The sequence below is a fragment of the Type-C symbiont of Plautia stali genome (assembly GCF_059730935.1).
The window spans coordinates 34,936-53,820 of the sequence record NZ_AP035924.1 but is presented as its reverse complement, the minus strand read 5'-3'; the positions used below and the strand labels follow the sequence as shown (position 1 = coordinate 53,820).

General features: G+C 56.3%; 20 protein-coding genes. 3 read left to right on the top strand and 17 right to left on the bottom strand.

The window, feature by feature from the left end; genetic code table 11:
- Positions 1-60 precede the first annotated feature (60 nt).
- Both AC6I7J_RS19445 and AC6I7J_RS19440 read right to left on the bottom strand, forming a co-directional pair.
- Entirely contained in the window at positions 61-282 is a 222-nt protein-coding gene (locus tag AC6I7J_RS19445) for a YdgH/BhsA/McbA-like domain containing protein (protein WP_010615756.1), read from the bottom strand.
- Between the two features lie 106 nt (positions 283-388).
- Entirely contained in the window at positions 389-2,443 is a 2,055-nt protein-coding gene (locus tag AC6I7J_RS19440; protein WP_127835078.1) for an FUSC family protein, read from the bottom strand.
- A gap of 242 nt (positions 2,444-2,685) precedes the next feature.
- Here AC6I7J_RS19440 and AC6I7J_RS19435 point away from each other — a divergent pair, with 242 nt between their 5' ends.
- A complete protein-coding gene (locus AC6I7J_RS19435; protein ID WP_498007374.1) occupies positions 2,686-3,633 on the top strand; it encodes a sulfonate ABC transporter substrate-binding protein in 948 nt (315 codons plus the stop codon).
- Between the two features lie 49 nt (positions 3,634-3,682).
- Here the strand turns inward: AC6I7J_RS19435 and AC6I7J_RS19430 are convergent, their stop codons facing one another.
- Genes AC6I7J_RS19430 through AC6I7J_RS19420 form a run of 3 tightly spaced genes read right to left on the bottom strand, consistent with a single transcriptional unit; the run spans position 3,683 to position 5,098 of the window.
- The gene (locus tag AC6I7J_RS19430) at positions 3,683-4,393 is read right to left on the bottom strand and encodes an ArsR/SmtB family transcription factor (protein WP_498007373.1); all 711 of its coding nucleotides are present in this window, start codon (positions 4,391-4,393) and stop codon (positions 3,683-3,685) included.
- Complete coding sequence (locus AC6I7J_RS19425) at positions 4,390-4,782, bottom strand: amino acid-binding protein (RefSeq protein WP_058781345.1); 393 nt, start codon at positions 4,780-4,782, stop codon at positions 4,390-4,392. The genes AC6I7J_RS19430 and AC6I7J_RS19425 overlap by 4 nt, the downstream gene beginning before the upstream one ends.
- Positions 4,775-5,098 (bottom strand): antibiotic biosynthesis monooxygenase family protein, encoded by a 324-nt coding sequence (locus tag AC6I7J_RS19420; protein WP_498007372.1) that lies wholly within the window; start codon positions 5,096-5,098, stop codon positions 4,775-4,777. The genes AC6I7J_RS19425 and AC6I7J_RS19420 overlap by 8 nt, the downstream gene beginning before the upstream one ends.
- Before the next feature lie 315 nt (positions 5,099-5,413).
- On the opposite strand from AC6I7J_RS19420, the gene AC6I7J_RS19415 reads away from it, so the two are divergent.
- The gene (locus tag AC6I7J_RS19415; RefSeq protein ID WP_031279940.1) at positions 5,414-5,848 is read left to right on the top strand and encodes a GNAT family N-acetyltransferase; all 435 of its coding nucleotides are present in this window, start codon (positions 5,414-5,416) and stop codon (positions 5,846-5,848) included.
- 63 nt (positions 5,849-5,911) lie between these two features.
- Here AC6I7J_RS19415 and AC6I7J_RS19410 read toward each other — a convergent pair whose 3' ends face one another.
- The 10 genes from AC6I7J_RS19410 to AC6I7J_RS19365 all read right to left on the bottom strand — a co-directional run bounded on the left by AC6I7J_RS19410 (position 5,912) and on the right by AC6I7J_RS19365 (position 15,547).
- Complete coding sequence (locus tag AC6I7J_RS19410) at positions 5,912-6,661, bottom strand: 2-phosphosulfolactate phosphatase (protein ID WP_498007371.1); 750 nt, start codon at positions 6,659-6,661, stop codon at positions 5,912-5,914.
- 13 nt (positions 6,662-6,674) lie between these two features.
- Positions 6,675-7,061: a VOC family protein gene (locus tag AC6I7J_RS19405; protein ID WP_498007370.1), complete on the bottom strand. Its 387-nt coding sequence runs from the start codon at positions 7,059-7,061 to the stop codon at positions 6,675-6,677.
- A gap of 165 nt (positions 7,062-7,226) precedes the next feature.
- A complete protein-coding gene (locus AC6I7J_RS19400; RefSeq protein WP_166710654.1) occupies positions 7,227-8,477 on the bottom strand; it encodes an MDR family MFS transporter in 1,251 nt (416 codons plus the stop codon).
- Positions 8,478-8,488: 11 nt separating this feature from the next.
- Positions 8,489-9,250: a siderophore ABC transporter ATP-binding protein EitC gene (gene eitC, locus AC6I7J_RS19395; RefSeq protein ID WP_132463501.1), complete on the bottom strand. Its 762-nt coding sequence runs from the start codon at positions 9,248-9,250 to the stop codon at positions 8,489-8,491.
- Positions 9,250-10,287 carry a FecCD family ABC transporter permease gene (locus AC6I7J_RS19390; RefSeq protein WP_215481074.1) on the bottom strand — a complete coding sequence of 346 codons (1,038 nt, stop codon included), beginning with the start codon at positions 10,285-10,287 and terminating at the stop codon, positions 9,250-9,252. Before AC6I7J_RS19390 ends, eitC begins: the two co-directional genes overlap by 1 nt.
- On the bottom strand, positions 10,287-11,285 hold the full coding sequence (gene eitA, locus AC6I7J_RS19385) for a siderophore ABC transporter substrate-binding protein EitA (protein ID WP_498007369.1): 999 nt from the start codon (positions 11,283-11,285) through the stop codon (positions 10,287-10,289). Before eitA ends, AC6I7J_RS19390 begins: the two co-directional genes overlap by 1 nt.
- A gap of 289 nt (positions 11,286-11,574) precedes the next feature.
- Positions 11,575-12,777: an MFS transporter gene (locus tag AC6I7J_RS19380; protein WP_498007368.1), complete on the bottom strand. Its 1,203-nt coding sequence runs from the start codon at positions 12,775-12,777 to the stop codon at positions 11,575-11,577.
- Positions 12,778-12,822: 45 nt separating this feature from the next.
- Positions 12,823-13,584, bottom strand: a complete 762-nt coding sequence (locus AC6I7J_RS19375; RefSeq protein ID WP_498007367.1) for an SDR family oxidoreductase — start codon at positions 13,582-13,584, stop codon at positions 12,823-12,825.
- Positions 13,585-13,641: 57 nt separating this feature from the next.
- A complete protein-coding gene (locus AC6I7J_RS19370) occupies positions 13,642-14,457 on the bottom strand; it encodes an SDR family NAD(P)-dependent oxidoreductase (RefSeq protein WP_058776187.1) in 816 nt (271 codons plus the stop codon).
- A gap of 151 nt (positions 14,458-14,608) precedes the next feature.
- The gene (locus AC6I7J_RS19365) at positions 14,609-15,547 is read right to left on the bottom strand and encodes a GlxA family transcriptional regulator (protein WP_058776186.1); all 939 of its coding nucleotides are present in this window, start codon (positions 15,545-15,547) and stop codon (positions 14,609-14,611) included.
- Between the two features lie 251 nt (positions 15,548-15,798).
- On the opposite strand from AC6I7J_RS19365, the gene AC6I7J_RS19360 reads away from it, so the two are divergent.
- Positions 15,799-16,206: a Rid family hydrolase gene (locus AC6I7J_RS19360; protein ID WP_021508771.1), complete on the top strand. Its 408-nt coding sequence runs from the start codon at positions 15,799-15,801 to the stop codon at positions 16,204-16,206.
- A gap of 55 nt (positions 16,207-16,261) precedes the next feature.
- Here AC6I7J_RS19360 and AC6I7J_RS19355 read toward each other — a convergent pair whose 3' ends face one another.
- A complete protein-coding gene (locus tag AC6I7J_RS19355) occupies positions 16,262-17,902 on the bottom strand; it encodes an FGGY-family carbohydrate kinase (protein WP_058776185.1) in 1,641 nt (546 codons plus the stop codon).
- A 28-nt stretch (positions 17,903-17,930) separates the two neighbouring features.
- Positions 17,931-18,884 carry an ABC transporter permease gene (locus AC6I7J_RS19350; protein WP_058781969.1) on the bottom strand — a complete coding sequence of 318 codons (954 nt, stop codon included), beginning with the start codon at positions 18,882-18,884 and terminating at the stop codon, positions 17,931-17,933.
- Position 18,885: the final 1 nt, after the last annotated feature.

Below are 18,885 nucleotides of genomic sequence, written 5' to 3'. Positions count from 1 at the left end.
AGGCACAAAAAAGCCCGGGATAACCCGGGCTAAGCACGTTAACGGAGAAAAGGATTGTTATTATTTGTACAGCTCAGCAGTCATGTCCACGCCGTTGTCTGCGCGGGCGCTGGTGATTTTGTAGCTGTCCGCACCACTCGCTTTAGCCTGAGCGGCAACCTGGGCTTCAGCGCTATCCAGCGTGCTGCCGTGAACGGAGATGCTTTCAGCGGCGAAGCTACCGAAAGAGATCATAGAAAGAGCAGCAACAGCAGCGATGGTCAGAGTTTTTACGTTTTTCATGGTCATATTCCTTCAATGTTTGGGTCAGAGCTGAATGCTCTGCATGGGAGTTATAGTAACCATTGTTATTATTACCGACCTAACAAAAAGTGCGATCTTAATCACACTATGTGCGGTTTTGCTCTGCCAGCGGCTGCGGCCAGCGCGCGCCAGGAAAGAGCGACAGACGGATATTGAACAGATGAAACAGCGGCGCAAACAGCGCATTTTCCTGCTGCGCCGCCGCCTCCAGCCGCAGCAGTAACACATCAAGCTCATGCAGCAGCGCAGGCGATGGCGTGCTGTCCAGCGTTTTCAGCCGCTGCTTAAGAAACTGGCTCAGCTCGTGAAACATGGCTGCGCTTTCTATCTGGTTCGCCAGCAGCAGGTGCCGATGACGGGTGTAATAGTCATAGCAGTTAGCCCCGAGCCAGGCCTCCGCAATCAGGTTACCGCCCGCCACCAGCTCCGGTGCCGGATCGACGCGTTTACGCGGCAGAATCACGTTTACTCTGTCCAGCGTGCGTGCGACAAATTGCTGCCGCGCCGTCAGCGTGGCGGTGTTCATGCGCAGCGCGGTGATAAACTGCAGCAGATCGCGAATGCCTTTACGCAGCGCACGCGTGGCCGTCCATGCCGGGCGTTTGTTGCGAATCAGCAGCGTCAGCACCAGCGCAACGGCAATGCCCACCAGCGTGGAGATCATGGCATTCACTATAAGCTGCAAGTCGGGTTTGAAATGGTGGCTCATGCCGATCAAACCGGGGATCTGCGTGGCAACGATGAGACCGATCAGGTTGGTGGACGGATTGGCAATCACCAGCCCTAAAGCAAATAATCCCGGCGCGAGGCAAATCACCAGCGCTTCAAACGTCACCGCCTGTGGGATCAGCAGCGTGACGTAAATCAGGCTGATCGCCATGGAGATTAGCACGCCCTTCAGAAACAGCTTCATTGGCGCGATGGGGCTATCCAGCCCGGCGAAGAACGAACACAGCACCGCCGCCATCATCGGCGCGGTTGAACCATCACGCCAGCCGCTGCCAATCCAGAACAGGCAGCTGGCAAAGGTGGCGATAAAGGCAGTAAAGCACGACAGGAACAGCAGACCTTTATCGACATGTTTGTGCGCGCGTGAGGCCTTGCCCGGTTTCACCGCTGGCGTCCAGTCACTGACGCGCTCGCTGACGCTGTGGTAAGCATCAGCAATACGGACAAAGTTGAGTAACCGTTCCAGCAGACCGATGAGCAAAATGCTCTCTTCACTGTTAAGCCGCCCTGCGCGCCAGGCCTGCTGCAGCTGTTCCTGAGCGTCGGTGAGGCGATCGCGCACCGGCTGCTGCACATCACCGTTCAGCCATTGTAAAAATTGCTGAAAGGCCGTCGCGACATAATCGGGAAAGCGGATCTGCTGCTGTGCCAGCAGATTCAGACGCGATTCAATGGCGGTGAGCGTCGGGATAAGGTACGACAGATGCTGATACTGCACGCTGACCAGCCGCACCAGCCGCCGCGCGGCATCCCCTTCATAAACGCAGTGGGTGATCAGCGTTTCGACGTTAAGCGGATAGTTGGCCATCTGCACCAGAATATCCTCGCGCTCCAGCGATTTTGCCGCAGGCATCGCCGTCATCAGCTCGCTACACAATTTACGCGCGTTCTGATACCACAGCCCGACGCTCTGTTCGAGCAGATGGCGCATCGAAACCGGGAAGATCAGCCGATGCACCAGGCTGCTGCAGACAATCGCCACGGTGATTTCCTCAATGCGGGAAATTACCGTATAGGTAATGGCGCCGGGCGAGGTCACATCGGGAAAGCCCATAATGGCGGCGCTGTAGCCGGCCAGCATAAAGACGTAACTTTTTGGCGTGCGGTCGTGCAGCGAGAGATACAGGCAGACGGCAACCCAGAGTGAAATACACAGGCTGAACAGCATCGGCGACTGGACCGTAGCCGGATAGATCAACAGAGTAAACAGCCCGCCCAGCACGGTGCCAAAAAAGCGAAACACCGATTTGGACACCGTCGAAGCGGAATAAAGCTGCGAGGCAACATACACGGTGGTCAGTGACCAGGCGGGTTTGTCCAGGTTGAGTTCCAGCGCAAGATAAAAAGCCAGAAAGGCGGCCAGACAGGTTTTGGCAGAGAACAGTACGGCGCTTCGGGAAAACCACTTCATAGAACGGGAGCAACCTATAGCAGGCAACGTTATCGCTTATCCTGACAGAAGCCTGCGGCGTTGACATTTTGATTTGTTATACAAATTATTACCGTGCTAATTATCCGGTTCTCTATGCAACTTGCCCATTACAGTGAATGCTGATGCAGGCTGAAATTAGAGTTATAAGCGATATTAAAAAGTTATTTATTGGTTATATAACAACTTTGCCAGGATGGAGAAAAAACCACGAGAGACGCCCCATGAAAGCACAACGTTTTGCCCTGAGCGCACTGGCACTCAGCTTCGGCCTGCTCGCCACGCACGCCTTTGCCGCCAACCCGGAAACCGTCACCATCGGCTATCAGAAAGCCAACATTTTTGCGCTGCTGAAATATCGCGGCACGCTGGATGAGACCTTCAAAAAAGAGGGTATTGCGGTGCGCTGGGTGGAATTCCCCGCCGGCCCGCAAATGCTGGAGGGGTTGAACGTGGGCAGTATCGATCTGGCCGCCACCGGCGATGCGCCACCCGCCTTCGCGCAGGCGGCAAAAGCCGATCTGATTTATCTCGGACATTCACCCGCCAACCCTAAAACCGAAGCCATTGTGGTACCGAAAGACTCACCCATCAAAAGCGTGGCCGATCTCAAAGGCAAACGCATTGGCCTGAACAAGGGTTCAGACGTCAATTATCTGCTGGTGAAAGCGCTGGAAGATGCCGGGCTGAACTATAAAGATGTCACGCCGGTGTACCTGCCGCCGGCCGATGCGCGCGCCGCCTTCCAGAAGGGCGCAATCGATGCCTGGGTGATCTGGGATCCCTACCTGGCAGAGGTCGAAGCCAACGCCGGCGCGCGTGAAGTGCGCAACGCCGAAGGTCTGGTGCCGCACTACACCTTCTATCTTGCCAGCCGCCCGTTTGCCGAAAACCACCCGCAAACGGCTAAGCAGGTGGTTGACGAGTTGAGCAAGCTGAGCGACTGGGCCAATCAGCATCAGGATGAAGCCGCCGCGATTCTGGCGAAATCCACCGGTCTGGATAAATCCATCTGGCAGACCACGCTGCAACGCCTGCCTTATGGCGCGTCACGCATGTCACCGCAGGTGTTTGCGGAACAGCAGGCGCTGGCGGACACCTTCACCCGCGTCGGCCTGCTGCCGGTGAAGGTTGATGTGCGCAGCGCGACCTGGTCGCTGGATAAAAAATAAGCTTTTTGTTAAATCTGAAAGGTCGGGCGATCTGGCGCCTGACGTTAATTCAACTGATTTTCAGTTTAAACAGCCGATACATTGCAACCCGGCCTGAATCGGTTACGTTGACTTCACGGTATCCCTGTATACGCTTTACCCATTCTTTTTGCAGGAAAAGCGTAAACAGGGCTGAGCCCGCGTCACCGCCGAGGTGGAAACGCCTTTCACTCCAGTCCAGACAGGGGCAACAGGGCTTGCGCCGTGTGCGGGAGTTAAGTAAAACGCCCATGTTCTCAAAATGGATTTTGCCGGCTGATGTCAGTCCCGAACCCTCTGCTTCCAGCCAGTTTTCCCTAAGCATAAAGTCATAAATTTCGACAGCAAGCTCGCCTGCCAAATGGTCATAGCAGGTGCGTGCATAACGCAGATGAAGCGGCGTACTGGAAACGGGGGCCTTAATGGTCCCCATGGAAACCCCCATCAGGTTTTCCAGCAATCCGGCGATAGGATGGCCAGCCAGACTGTAATAGCGATGACGACCCTGCATCATGCAAATGACCAGACCGTTGTTGAGGAGTCGGTTCAGATGCCCGCTGGTTGTCGAGGCTGCTATGCCAGCCACTACGCTAAGTTCGGTCGCTGTCCATGCGCGCCCGTCCATCAGCGCGCACAGAATAGCCACCCTTGACGGGTCTGCCAGCGCAGATGCCACCATTGCCATTGATGTTTCAAGGACATTATCCGGCTCACTTTCGCGCGTTTGGTTAACAAGGTTCATTCAGAAGCTACTGCCCATTTTCGGGTTACTTCGGCTGCCCGGACATCATCATCCGTAATGAGAATGAGCCGGTTATGGTGGTCGCTGTACTGTACCAGAATATTGATGCCGTTCCGGGCAAGCGTGTCAGCGATTTCGCCCAGCTCTCCGGGACGTTCCTGCGCTAATTTTCTGACCAGAGGACGACATAGGTTGCCGACTTCAAAACCGGCTTCAGTTAATACCGTGCGCGCTTTATAACCGTCTTCAACCAGAAAGTGCGCATGTCCGCCTTCCGGTGTTGTAAATACGCCACCTCCTTCAAGACCCACACCGTTTTTCCCCAATACACTCCCCAGTAAACCCAGCGAGCCCGGGCTATTTTTGAGAATAACGTGAATGTCATGCATGCGGATTGGTTCCATTATCAGAAGAGTAATCACGGAATACACTGGCTACCCGTATTCTGTAGAATGAAAAAATCGACTGCCTGCCTTCTTGCTGCGCGGCCTGATGCATCACATTGCGTTTCCACCCGGCGACAGCATCCTCATCTTCCCACCAGGACAAAGAGAGGATCTTGCCGGGCGTGGTCAGGCTCTGGAAGCGTTCTATGGAAATAAATCCGGGCGTGTCGGATATAAGAGGCGTCAGCTCAGAAGCAAGTTGAAGATATCGCTCCTGAGCTGCTGGCAGGGCTTCTGCCTCAAAAAGTACTGCAATCATGGTCCGCTCCTTCGTTAATTTTCAGACAGCTTAATGAAGACAAAGCCATGTTGCTTCGGCCGGTACCAAAGTGTCTGTGTCAGCGAAGCCATCGGCATGAAAAAGCGATAAACAGCAAACGCAGAAGTTAAAAGGCGGGAATATGGAACCACTGGCTATGACCGCTTCTGATACAAAGCGAATTCATATACACTTCGATGTCTGGTATAAGCGAAAAAAAGACATTACAAGCAGTTTTGGACTGAAACCCTAATGGCTTCACAATAATGACATCAATACTAAAATTTATGCTTATCCTGGAATGGAGTTATACCTCTGAACATAAATATAAGAACCGCCCAGGCAGCTGATATCGATGGCATGTTTCATGTCAGAATCTCAGTTATCGAGAATCATTTAAGTCGTGAGGAAATGCAGCGAATCGGGATTACCGAAAACGTAGTAGCTGATCTGATTGAAAAGAGTTGCTGTGCATGGGTTGCGACTGATAACGAAAAAATTATTGGTTTTTCTATGATTTTACCTGATGAAGGCTGCCTTTTTGCTGCCTTTGTTCTCCCGGAGTACGAAGGCAGGGGTATAGGCCGCAGGCTTGTTGAAATCGCGGAAAAGGAATTATTCAGGCATCATGAGATTGCCTGGCTTGAAACTGACAAACAAAGTCGTGCAGCAAAATTTTACATACAGCTCGGCTGGGGCAATAAAATTGACATCAATGACACAGATATCAGATTAGAGAAACATCGCTGAGTGAAATCTACAGCAATATTCATTGATGTCGGCTCCTGGCACAAAGCGCGCCGTCTGGTCAGGTTAGAAACTATTTTGCCCGGTCAATGCTGACATATAGGCATCACCCCAAAGCCGACATTCCAGGCTGGACTTGTCTACTTCAAGGCAGAGATCGACATCCGCGGCGAATCCACGTTGCAACAGCTCTATTGCAGACGAACACTCCCGTAGAAGCACCAGGTTTTGCTTCTGGTAATGCTGCCAGACAGCCACCGCAGCCTCTGCTTCTGGTGAGCAATTTTGACGCCCCATTGCAGCGATAATTCCGCCAGCAGCCACATAATCCTCAATACCGGGGCGAAGGCTCCCATCGGGCCAGCGTTCTCCGCAGGGAATTACCAGCACACGGCCGAAGGAACGGCAGGCATTCGCGGTCGCAGATATGTTTCTGAAACAGCCGCTCAACACTGCTATTCCAGCATCCCTTGCTTTGAATGAAACGGCTGAACCGTTAGGCGATGGGAGGACCAGTTTTTCACCCTCGCTTATGTTTCTTAGCGAAGCCGGCGATAGGCTGTAACCTTCACCGCTGAATCGTCTGTCCGGACTCGCTGTGCTGGCTCCCATTTTCAAACCATATTCAATAGCAGAAGCATCTTTCCAGGGGTACGGATAGACACAGGCACCATTATTGACAGCCATACTGACGCAAGTTGAGAACGACATAACGTCAACAATGACAACGCAGTCGACCTCCCCGGCAAGATGCTCTACCGCAGGCAGGCCCCACTCAAGACGAACCGCAAATTTTTCCTGACTGAACCATTGCACGAGGCTTTCTCCGTTATTCCCACGCCCTGTTTTGCATCACCACCCGGTACCCGTCGGGATCGACGAAGGTTTGCCCATTCACATCCCAGTAAGGATTGAAAGAATTCGTCCGTTTAAAACCCGCGTCAATCATGGTTGCACATGCCAGCTTCCATGCATTTTCATCCGGATAATAGAGGACGAGGAGATCGTCTTCGGTTGGCGAGGGTATAACGGGATGTCCCGGGCAGCAGGTGAATTCGAGGTGCCAGTCGAGGTCTTTTCGCCCCAGCATCACGCCATTGAAACCGTCGTGATCGTGGAATTCGGCAATTTTTTGCAGACCCAGTCCCTGACTAAACATCAGCACCGATCGTTCAAGCTGGGAGACGGGTCTGGCAATGCGCATGTGCGTAAACATCTGGCTAGACTCCTGAAAACGTTTTTCTGGGTATTGTTAACCCGGTAGAGTTTACACATGATCGGGCTGGTCATTTGTCGATGAGAGCCTGCGCAACATTCCCTGCCCGCGTTGTGCACGTCATGATACAGCACCGCGGCGGTATAACCCGAATGGCAGCAACGGTTATTCAGGTTTCCCGATCGGCGCGCTGCGCAGCGGGCGACAAATCACGGTCATGGCAACGGCGCTGCACAGGGGAAACAGCGCCAGCAGCAGCCAGGGATAAATAGCCTGCGTTGAAGGGACAAGCGCGTTGTCCAGCAGCGGTCCAAACATTAAATTGCCGGCCAGCACCGCGAAGCCGCCGGCGGTGGCCAGGGCGCCGTAATGTGCACCCAGCGTCGCGGGGTCGGCAAACCGGGGAATCAAATCCTTGGCCGACGGCACCAGCAGCATCTGGCCGAATGTCAAAAACGTCACCAGACACACCGCAGGGATCAATCGCAGCCAGCCGTCAGGCGGCGTGGTTGACGCGAACAGGGCCACGCTGGCAAACGCGGCGGAGAGCAGCAAAAAACCCACCGGTAAAACTTTTACCGTCCCCACACGTCGTGCAAAGCGCGCCAGCGGCAGCTGAAAAGCGATGATCAACACCGAGGCCAGCATAAAGAGCGGGCCGAGATCTTTCTCGCTGCCGCCTGCTCGCCGAATCTCCACTGGCAACGCCAGATACAGCTGGTTGTAGCTCAAAAGCCACGAGCTGTAAGCCACGATGAAAGCGACAAAACGCGGCTGGCGGAAGGTCATCCACCAGGGGACAATTTTCAGCGCCTGTTTGCTGTTACCTGTAGCAGGGAGAAAAAAGTACAACACAATCAGCGCGATGACAAAGACCGCGGCCCCTGCCAGCGCCACCTGGCGGAAACCGAATCCGGTCAGCAGTGCGCCAGCCACCGGACCCAGTACGGCACCGAGTTCGCCGCACACCGCAAACAGCGCAAACCACTCCGCGCGGCCGCGCTTGCCCTGCGCCTCGCTTTGCGTTCCCGCTTTGGCCAGCAGCGCTTCAATTGACGGGGAAAACAGCGCACCGCCGATGCCCGTCAGACATGCACCCAGAATAATCGGCCACAGCGATTGCCCCAGCGCCAGCAACAGATAACCCGCAATCCGGACCAGACAGCCACACAGGATAATTATCTTTGCGCCGTAACGGTCAGAGAGCGCACCGCCCAGCAGAAACATCCCCTGCTGGGAGAACGTGCGTAATCCCAGAATCAGCCCGATAACGCCGCCGGAGAGCAACATATCATCGCGTAAGAATATCGCCAGAAAGGGAACGACCGCGTAAAAGCCAATGTTGAAAACAAACTGGCTGCCCAGCAAAACGCCCGGGCGCAGGGTGGAGACAGGACGCAGCGAAAACGGAAGCATGCTACCTGGCCCTAAAGAATGAAATGAATGTGCTTCTTGCCATGAAAGCGGGAGATCTCAATTTTGGTTTTCACCCGGAATACCTGCCAAAGCAGCGCCTCGGTCAGGATATCCTGCGGCGTGCCGGTTGCGATGATTTGACCGTTCTGCATCACGATCAGCGAATCACAGAACATCGATGCGTGGTTGAGATCGTGAATGGCGACAATGCTGGTAACCGGTAACTCGCTGATGAGCTGCATTAATTGCATCTGGTGATGGATATCCAGATGGTTGGTCGGTTCGTCCAGCAGAATTTCGCTCGGCGTTTGCGCCAGTGCGCGGGCAATGTGCACACGCTGACGTTCGCCACCGGAGAGACTCAGCCATCCCTGCTCACTTTTCTCCAGCATGTCCACGCGCTGCAGAGCGGCCGTCACAGTCTCGTCATCGTGCGCGCTCCAGTTGGAGAATGGCGAATGATGCGGAATGCGCCCCAGTTTCACCACATCGCGCACACGCATGTTGGCGTCAGTCATGCCGTGCTGCTCGACGAATGCCACCCGGCGGCCAAGCTGTTTGCGGGCGATGCGGGCGATATTTTGCCCGTCCAGCGTCACATTGCCGGCATCCGGGCGCCGCAGGCCGGCGAGGATGCGCAGGAGGGAAGATTTGCCGCAGCCATTTGGACCAATCAGCCCTACCGTTTCACCACGGGAAATGTGCAGCGATACGTTATCGACGATGACCTTTTTTCCGACCTTCCAGCTAATGTTGTCAGCGGAGATACTCATTATTTATTCCCCGAACGCCAGATAATCACCGCAAAGAACGGTACGCCAACCAGCGCGGTCACCACGCCTACCGGCAGGCTTTGCGGGGCAATCAGCAAGCGTGACGCGATATCTGCCAGCACCATCAGAATGGCACCGGCCAGTGCGGTGGCAATCAGCAATGTGCGATGCAGCGGACCAAAGAAGAAACGCATGACATGCGGCACCACCAGGCCAATAAAACCAATCGAACCGGCCATGCTGACGATGGTGGCAGTGATAAGCGCGGTGGTGATAAAGAGCGCAAGGCGCACCTGAGGCACCGCAATACCCAGCGAGGCAGCCGCATCGTCACCAAAGGTGAACGCATCCAGCGCCCGGGAATAGTAGAGGCAAATGGCCAGTCCGAAGGTCACCACCACCAGCACCAGCTGGAGTTCCGGCCAGCGCACGCCACTGAAGCTGCCCAGCAACCAGAACATCACATCGCGCGCCTGCTGCGCACTGGCAGAGGTGCTGATGGTATAAGCGGTGATGGCATTAAACAGCTGGGAAGCCGCAACGCCAGCCAGGATGGTGCGTTCATTACCGCCGCGTGCCCCTTTCGTCAGAAAAGCGACAAAGGCAAAGGCGGTGAAGGCGCCGGCGAAGGCTCCCGCCGACAGCGAGACGGCTCCGCTGCCGATGCCCAACACCACGACAGAAACCGCCCCGGTGGAGGCACCGGCAGAGACACCGAGCACATAAGGCTCAGCCAGCGCATTCTTCAGCAGGCTTTGCAAAACGGCACCGCAAATCGCCAATCCAGCGCCACAGCATGCCGCCACCAGCGCCCGGCTCAGGCGAAAGTCCCAAATCACACTCTCGTAGATACGGCTCAGGGGAACGTGCGTTAGCCCCATTTTATTACTGATGGCATAAAAGACGCTTTTTAGCGGGATCGACAGCTCCCCGACGCTGACACCGGTCGCAATCACCAGCAATAATAACGCCACGGCAGCCACCAGCGAGGCGGTCAGGAACAGCCCCTGTCGCGCCTGAACAACAGCGATGGTCATCAGTTCAGTTCCAGTTTTCTCAGCTGCTCACCCACCTGTTCGGCTCCGTAGATAGTGCGGATGGTCGGGTTCATGGCCTGGCCGTCCATCACCACGATGTGGCCTTTTTTCACCGCATCCAGCTGGCTGACGGCGGGATCGCTTTTCAGGAATTTGATTTTCTCTTCGGCCTTATCCAGCGCCCAGCGATTGCGATCGAGACTGGAGACCACGATCACATCCGGATTGGCAGCAATGATGCTCTCCCAGCTGACCGTCGGCCATTCGGTTTCTGACGTGATGGCGTTGTGCCCGCCCAGTACGTTAGCGATGAATCCGGATGGACTGTTTTTACCGCCCACATAGGCATCTGCAGACGGTGACGAGCTTGAGAACCAAAACACAAACGAGAGATCTTTCTTGCTGCTACCAAACTCCTGACGCAGTGCCGCTTCACGCTTTTTGAAATCGGCAATCACCGCCTGGCCACGATCTTCCACGTTGAAAATTTTGGCGAAGTCCTGAATCTCCTGATACAGGTACGTCATATCCCACAACTGCTGGCGACTGCCATACATATCCCCTGCGGCTTTTTTGGTGGCGCACATTCCTGGCGACACATAACTGTTTACGCCAAGGGTGATTAAATCTTCGCGTTTTGCCACCTTGCTCTCGGGTCCCAGCAGCAGCGGCGTCTGGGCAGGAACGAAGTCCGGGTTTTGCGCCAGCACGGATTCAAGGGTGGGGATTTCAACCGTCAGCGTTTTGATTTTTGCATTCTGTTCAGCCAGCTGTGGCAACACTTTAGTCGGCCAGAATGCACTGGCGATGACCTTACCCTGCAGGCCGAGCAGCAGCAAAATTTCTGCGGTATTTTGCCCCAGCGCCACCACGCGCTCAGGCGGTTTGGTAAAGGTCTCTTTATAGCCGCAGTTTTCAATCGTGAGAGGATAGGTGGTGGCCAGCGCAGAGCTAACCGATGCAAACACCAAACATAACGTGCAGATGACCTTTTTCATTTACCCCTATCCCCATTGATATTGTTTTGAGAAGCCCGCGCCGCTTTAATGCAAATGAAACTCATTAACGAAGCGGGCTTTTATACAATGGGCACTTTAAGGTGTCAACGGGAGATTGTTTCCCTGAGTTATCATCGTCATGGGCCTGCCGGGATCGCATACCGGACGTTCGGTAAAAGCCTGTCCGCAGCCAGCCGGTCCCCTTCCCTGCTGGCGTCACGTATTTAATACGCAGAGCATGCCAGGCCAGCATTCGCTTCGCGGCACCGGGTAAGAGGCGTCCACCGATTCAGGCCTGACGCTGACCGCACTCAGCGATGTTTACCGGTTGCCTGCGCTTTTCTGACAGCTGCAGACTGAGCATCGCCAGCAGAATAAAGGCCACCGACATGCCGATCAGCCCGTAAAAGCCGGCCAGTGGATATATCCATGATGCGACCGCAGAGCCAAAGCCGATACCGCCAAACATGAAGGCACTGGTCAGCGCCAGCGCAATGCCGCGATGGCGGACTGATGCCAGCTCGACAATCCGGCGCTGCTGGCTGGGCCAGAGCAGATCGGTGGCAAACGCCCAGACCACCAGTGCCGCCAGCAGCACGCCCAGCGCTTTCGGCAGCACGGCGATAAGCGCCGTATCGACGATGAGCAGCGTCATGCCGCTCAGCAGCAGTTTCTCAGCGGTAAAGCGTGTCGCCGCGCGGGTGACCCAGAGATTGCCCAGCACGCCGGCAACGCCCAGCACGGCCAGCGCTGCGGAGACCGCATGCGTGCCGCCAGTGTAGGTGTCGCGAATGAGCGGCGCGATAAAAGCGTAAAAGCTGTAAACGCCGGAAGTAATAAAAAACACCACCAGGAAAGCCGTCAGGTATTTGCCATCGGCCAGCACGCCGGCCATCTCACGCAGCCGGATGCGCGTTCCCGCGCTGTCATCCGGCACCGTCAGCAAAATATTCAGCCCGCTCAGCAGACTTAGCAATCCGACCAGCACAAACAGGGCTTTCGCGCCCCACAGGCTGGCTACCCAGGCGGCGAGCGGAATACCGGCAAGGCTTGCCATCGATACTCCGAGCAATACCATGCCGATGGCCCGGCCGCGCTGCTGTTCATGGACCAGTTCGGAGCCCAGCGCAACAAGCACCGGACCGATGAACCCGGCGCCGGCCCCCATCAGGATGCGTGAGGCGAGCAGTACGTTGTAGCCCGGCGACAGCACAAACGCGAAGGCGCCCAGGCTAAACAGTGCAATGCCAGTGAGCACCAGCCGGCGACGGCGCAGGTGACCAAACAGCACCTGTACCAGCGGAGCCGCCAGCGCGAAGGTGAGTCCGAAAACACTCAGTAAGCGCGCGCTCTGCGCATCAGTCAGCTGCCAGGCTGCTGAAATGGCCGGCAGACTGCCAGCGACAGACAGCGCGCCGGTAGCCTGTACGAAGTAGGCAATGCTCAGCGCACGCAGCGCGCGGCGCTGGGAAGAGGTGATGACAGCGTTCATTATTTCTCTCCGGCATAAACTTCAGGGGCGCTGCCCCTGAAATGTTTACTGAACAGGAATCGGGTTATCCGCCACAGACTGGTTGAACTGATTCACCAGCGTATGCTCGTTCGCGCCCGGGTTATCGCGCACCGGCAGCACGCGGTCGACAATCGCTTCGATGGTGTCGGTTCCCAGCTTTTCAAACGTCTCGCTGATGAAGGCGTCCAGCGGCATGGCGCGCGGGTCGCCGCTTTTATAAATCAGATCGGTATCCACCCACGGCGGTGAAATTTCGATGACCTGCACGCCGGTATTACGCAGCAGGAAGCGCTGCGACAGGGTATAGGAGTGAATCGCGGCCTTGGTGGCCGAGTAAAGTGCGTTGGTCGCCAGCGGCAGGAAGGCCAGCACCGAGCTGTTGTTAATCAGCACCGCGTCCGGCTGCTGCTTCAGGTGTTCGATGAAAGCCGCACTGACGCGCACCGGGCCCAGAATGTTGGTGTTCAGTAGCGTCACCGCCTGCACGTCATCCAGTTCGCCCGCCGCGTTGTCAAACGGCATGATGCCAGCATTATTGATGACCACGTTCAGGGCCGGATAGCGTTCCAGCACGCTCTGTGCCGCGGCCTGAATGCTGTCGGCGCGCGTGACGTCCAGCACCACATAGTCCATGCCCGGACTGGCGGCGGTGACTTCCTGCAGCAGCGCCTCGCGGCGTCCGGAGATAATCACCTGGTTGCCCAGCTGATGAAATTTTTCTGCCATGGCGCGGCCGATGCCAGAAGTGCCGCCCGTGATGAAGATGGTGTTATCGGTCAGTTTCATGATCTGATTCCTTAATGGGACAGTTATTGGGATTGCGATTCTGAATAAGGGGGGCGTTCAGTGCACAGAGACGGGCCGATAGCGTTCAGCCGGCGCGTCGCTGCCGAGGTGCGGCATCATGGCCTGACGCGCCTGCTCATAGCGGGTCCAGAGCGCTTCGTCCTGCAGGGACGGAATGGTAATGAGCTCGCCGCGGGCGAAGCCGGTGAGCGCCGCATCAACCATCTCCTGCGCGCTCATGACGATGTTCGGGTCAAGCTGGTCAACCGGCAGACCGCCGTTATCCCAGAACGGCGTCGCGGTAGCGCCAGGCAGTACGGCCTGCACCTGAATCCCCTTACCGGCCAGTTCATGGTGCAGCGACTGACTGAACGCCAGCACGTAAGCCTTGCTGCCGCCGTAAACACCGTTCAGCAGTTCAGGCGCAATGCTGACGATCGAGGCGATGTTGATGATGGCGCCGCGTCCGCGCGCCACCATGCCCGGCACCAGCGCATAGGTCAGGCGGGTCAGCGCGATGACGTTGAGGTTAATCATGGCGTTCATCTGCGTCACGTCGCTGTCCAGCAATGGGGTATGGGTGCCGATGCCGGCGTTATTCACCAGCAGTGTGATGCTCGCGTCCTGACGCAGCTTTTCTTCCAGCGCGTTCAGCTGTGCAGCATCGGCCAGGTCCGCGGTGATGACTTCCACGCTGCGGCCGCTGTCGGTGGTGATGTGTTCAGCCAGCTGGTTCAGGCGGTTGTGATTGCGGGCCACGATGATCAGGTCATAGCCCATGCGTGCCAGGCGGCCGGCGTACAGTGCGCCCATACCGGTAGAGGCACCGGTGACAACGGCAGTGCCGCGGTTGGTGTGTGTCTGCTGCGTCATGATATTCACCTTGTCAGTTATCGGGTTGGTGAATTCATAGTACGCAGTCGCGCACCGGCGCGGCTGACGAGAAAGGTCGTGATTTCGGACAACATGATGACCGGGATTCCGGCCATCGTGATCAGAAGGCGTTCAGGCGGGACAGCCCGCGTCAGGCTTTACCGGTACGCAGCGACTGCGGCGGGATGCCGTAACCGCGAATGAACACTTCCCGCATATGGCGGCGATCGCGGAAGCCGGATTCACGGGCTATCACCTCCATCGGCAGCCTGCTCTGCTCGATCAGCAAGCGGGCGTTTTCCAGTCGTAATCCCTCAATGGCTTTGGCTGGCGACTTGCCCGTCTCAGAACGGAACAGGCGGCTGAGCTGCCGCGCGCTGAGGTGAACCGCATCCGCAAGGTCTTCGATGGTCAGCGCTTTGTTGAGATTGTTGCGCGCATATTCCAGCGCCGACTGCAGCCGGTCACTGCGCGGAGAGAGCATCAGCATCTCAGAGTGCTGCGTCTGTCCGCCGGAGCGGCGGTGATGCATGACCAGCAGGTGTGCCACGCTGCGCGCCACTTCGGCACCGAGATCTTTCTCCACCATTCCCAGCGCCATATCCAGCCCGGCGGTAAGTCCTGCCGAGGTCCAGATGTGATCGTCAATAATGAAGATGCGGTCTTCTTCTATCCGCGTCGTCGGGTGCAGCAGTTGCAGACTCTGGGCATGTACCCAGTGCGTAGTGGCGCGGCGCTCCGATAACAGACCGGCCTGCCCCAGCACGAATGCGCCGGTACAGATCCCGGCCACCCGGCGGGCCCGGGGCGCGTGCACCTGCAGAAAATCAACGATGCCCGCTGTGGCCGGCAGCTCCAGCGGCGTCATTACGCCTGCGACCAGCCAGGTATCCATTTCCATCTCTGCATGAATCGGCTGGCTGTCCACGCCGAAGCCGGAAGAGGACTGCACCGTGCCACCGCGCTCTGAATAAACCGTGCAGTGATAAAACGGTTCGCCGTTTACCTGATTGGCAAACTCAAAAATGCTCAGCGTGGATAATCCCAGAACCTGGAAATAATCGGAAATCAGTAAACCTACCCGGTGCATCATCGTCTCCTTCAGTCGTCCGGCACCGTCTGCCACACTGTGTCCGGCCTGATCTTAAGCGGGGTAAGCGATGACAATAACCCGATTTCGCTCAGCGGTATCACCTGCGGAAAAATAAAAAAGGCGATGACACCGACCTGCTGCGGATCTTCTGCGCCGTTTTATGTTAAGAGTACCCGATCGGGCAGTTCGCCAGGCATAGGATTTTAAACAGGCGGCCATTGCCCAGGTCATCAATCAGAGAAAAAACCATGAAAAAATCAATCGTTCCTGAAGAATTTCAGCACTATTACCATGACTGGCACTTCTCTCCCGTTATCGAAGCCGATGGCACCCTGTATCTTTCCGGGGTGACGGCAGCGCGGAAAGACAAACCGATAAGTACCCACCCTGAAGAACAATTCCATGATGCGTTTTATAAGCTGGGTGTGTATTTAAACGCTGCCGGACTGGACTATGAACATATACTGGAGATGACCACCTTTCATATCGATCTTAAAAAACACATCGGAGTATTTTCTAAGGTCAAAGATGTGTATATCAAAGCCCCCTACCCGGCATGGTCTGCCATCGGCGTATCAGAGTTCATTCCGGAAAACGCTCTGGTGGAAATGCGGATTGTGGCGAAAAGGGTACTTCAGGCGGATGGACAAAAATAACCGCAACCGCCGCTTCCGTAACAGGGCTGTGATTACAGCCCTGCTTCTTCCGCATTTATTCAGTTTTTCCCTGCATCAGCTGCCGGTATTTCATGCTGTCGTGGTACATCTCATGGAATACGCGGTATTTACGGTCGTAATACTCTTTGATTTTGTTGGTCTGCGGCGTGATGGTCTTACCGATGCGGCTCATGGCGGCCATCGCTTCGGGCAAAGAGTCGTACGCGCCCGCCGCCACGGTGCCCATCATGGCGCTGCCGAGCAACATGGCTTCACTCTCTTCCGGCAACAGCATCGCGCAGCCCGTCGCGTTGGAGTGCTCCTGTACAAAGATGGGATTTTTGGTGCCGCCCCCGCTGGCCATAATGGTATCAATGCAGTAACCACTCTGGTTCATGGTTTCAATAATGTGGCGAGTGCCAAGCGCCAGCGCCTGGATGGTGGCGAGATAATGCAGCGCCATATCTTCCGGTGTGCGTGACAGTTTCAGGCCAGTCAGCGTGCCGGTCAAGGTCGGATTGGCACGCGGTGAGCGGTTGCCATGGAAATAAGGCAGCATATGAATGTCTTTGGTCAGGAAAGCAATATTCTCAGGTTCACCCGCCATTTTGCGCAGAATGCCGTTCAGCACTTCATAGATGGTTTTGCCGCTGTCTTTACCCTGCTTAAGCAGATCCTGATAACATGGATGCGACTGAATCACATGGTCAATCAGCGCGCCGGTGGTGGATTGTCCGCCTTCGTTCAGCCAGTAATCTGGCAGGATCGCCGAATAATACGGCCCCCAGATGCCGCCGATATAGCGCGCGCTGCGCGACATCGCCATATGGGCCGTGGACGTGCCGCCAATCAGCGCAATGCGGTTGTCAAAATCCGCTGATTCGCCGGATGCGCCGCTGGCACCAAGAATACCGAGGCTGCCGGCGTGCGCATCAATAATCGAAACGCTGACCGCCGTGCCCGCCATTAACCCCATCTCTGCGGCGGCGCGCTGCGTCAGGCCATGCCCCAGCGGCTCACCCATGGTTTTCACTTCGCTGCCGATCTTTGCCGCATTGTTTTCCAGTAAATCCTCCAGGCCAATCTGGCGGAAATAGCTCGGATCCCAGCGGTCTTCATGGCCGATATAGGTCCATTTGCAGACGGTAGAACACAAAGATCGCGTAGTATCCTGGGTGGCGCGCCAGGTGAGGAAATCCGGCAGGTCGAACAGATGCCCGACGTTGCTCCAGGTGGTCGGCATGTGCTGTTTCAGCCACAGCAGTTTGGGGGTCTGCATTTCCGGCGAGATAATCCCGCCAACAAACTCCAGCACGCGATGGCCCGTGGCATTGATGCGTTCTGCCTGCGTGATAGCGCGATGATCCATCCAGACAATAATGTTCTGCTCGCTGCGCCCGGTCGGGCTGACGGTCAGCGGTTTGCCTTCTTTATCCAGCACCACCAGCGAACAGGTGGCGTCAAAACCGATGCCTTTCACCTGAATCGGGTTGATATCCGCCTGACTGACCACGTCTTTAATCGCGTTACACACGGACTGCCAGATCTCATCAGAGGATTGCTCAACAAAATCAGCTTTCGGGCGGTAGAGCGTGATCTCCCGGCTGGCCTGGCCGAGCATACGGCCAGTCATGTCGAAGACGCCCGCGCGGGCGCTGCCGGTTCCTACGTCGACGCCAATAAAATAACTCGCCATGTTCTTTCCTTTCTTGAAAAGCTTTCGCTTATGATTTTCTGTTTTGCAGAGCGATAAACAGGATCAGGACACAACCCCACAGCGCCATGGTCAGGTAACTACTGACGCCCATCAGGTTCAGGCCGCTTTCCAGCATTTGCAGTACGATGAGCGCCAGCACCAGCCCGATCACCCGGCCAAAACCGCCGTCAGGGTTAATGCCGCCAAGCACCGAGGCCAGAATGGTCACCAGTAAATAGGAGTCGCCGTAGCCAGCCTGGGCCGAGTTAAATTTGGACATCATCAGCAGTGCCGCGCCCCACCCTAACAGCGCAGAAAGCACGTACACCGCGATGGTAACTTTGTGGGTGTTAACCCCGCTGAACCGCGTCGCCTGTTCGCTGGAGCCCATCAGATACAGGCTGCGACCGAGCGTAGTGTGTTCCAGAAACACCCACAGCAGCAGCGCCACCAGCAGGAATAGCACCAGGGCAACCGGGATACCCAGCAGGCTGCCGTTGCTGAGGTACTGAATCACCGGCGGGAAACCGGAAATGACCGCGCCGTTGGTCAGCAGAATATTCAGTCCGGCGATCAGCGTCATGGTGCCGAGGGTTGCCAGAATCGGTGAAACCCCGATAAAGGCAATCAGCGCGCCATTGAGCACCCCAATCACCAGCGCCACCGCCAGACCCGCAAGCAGCGCCAGTGCGACATATTCCGGCTGGTTCGGATGCGCCACCAGAATCGCCGCCATCACCAGCGAACACGCGTTGGCACCGGCAATGATCGAAAGGTTGATCCCGCCGGTCAGCATGGTAATGCCCATCCCCAGCGCCAGCATGCCCAGAATCGGTAACTGCGAGGAGATCGACTGGAAATTGCCGACGCTGTAAAAGCTGCCACCCAGCGTAAAGGAGAACAGCACGGCAACGGCCACGATGATCAGCAACTGCAAACGGATGATGCGGTCGCCGGGGAAGAATCGGTTTAACGTCGTCATG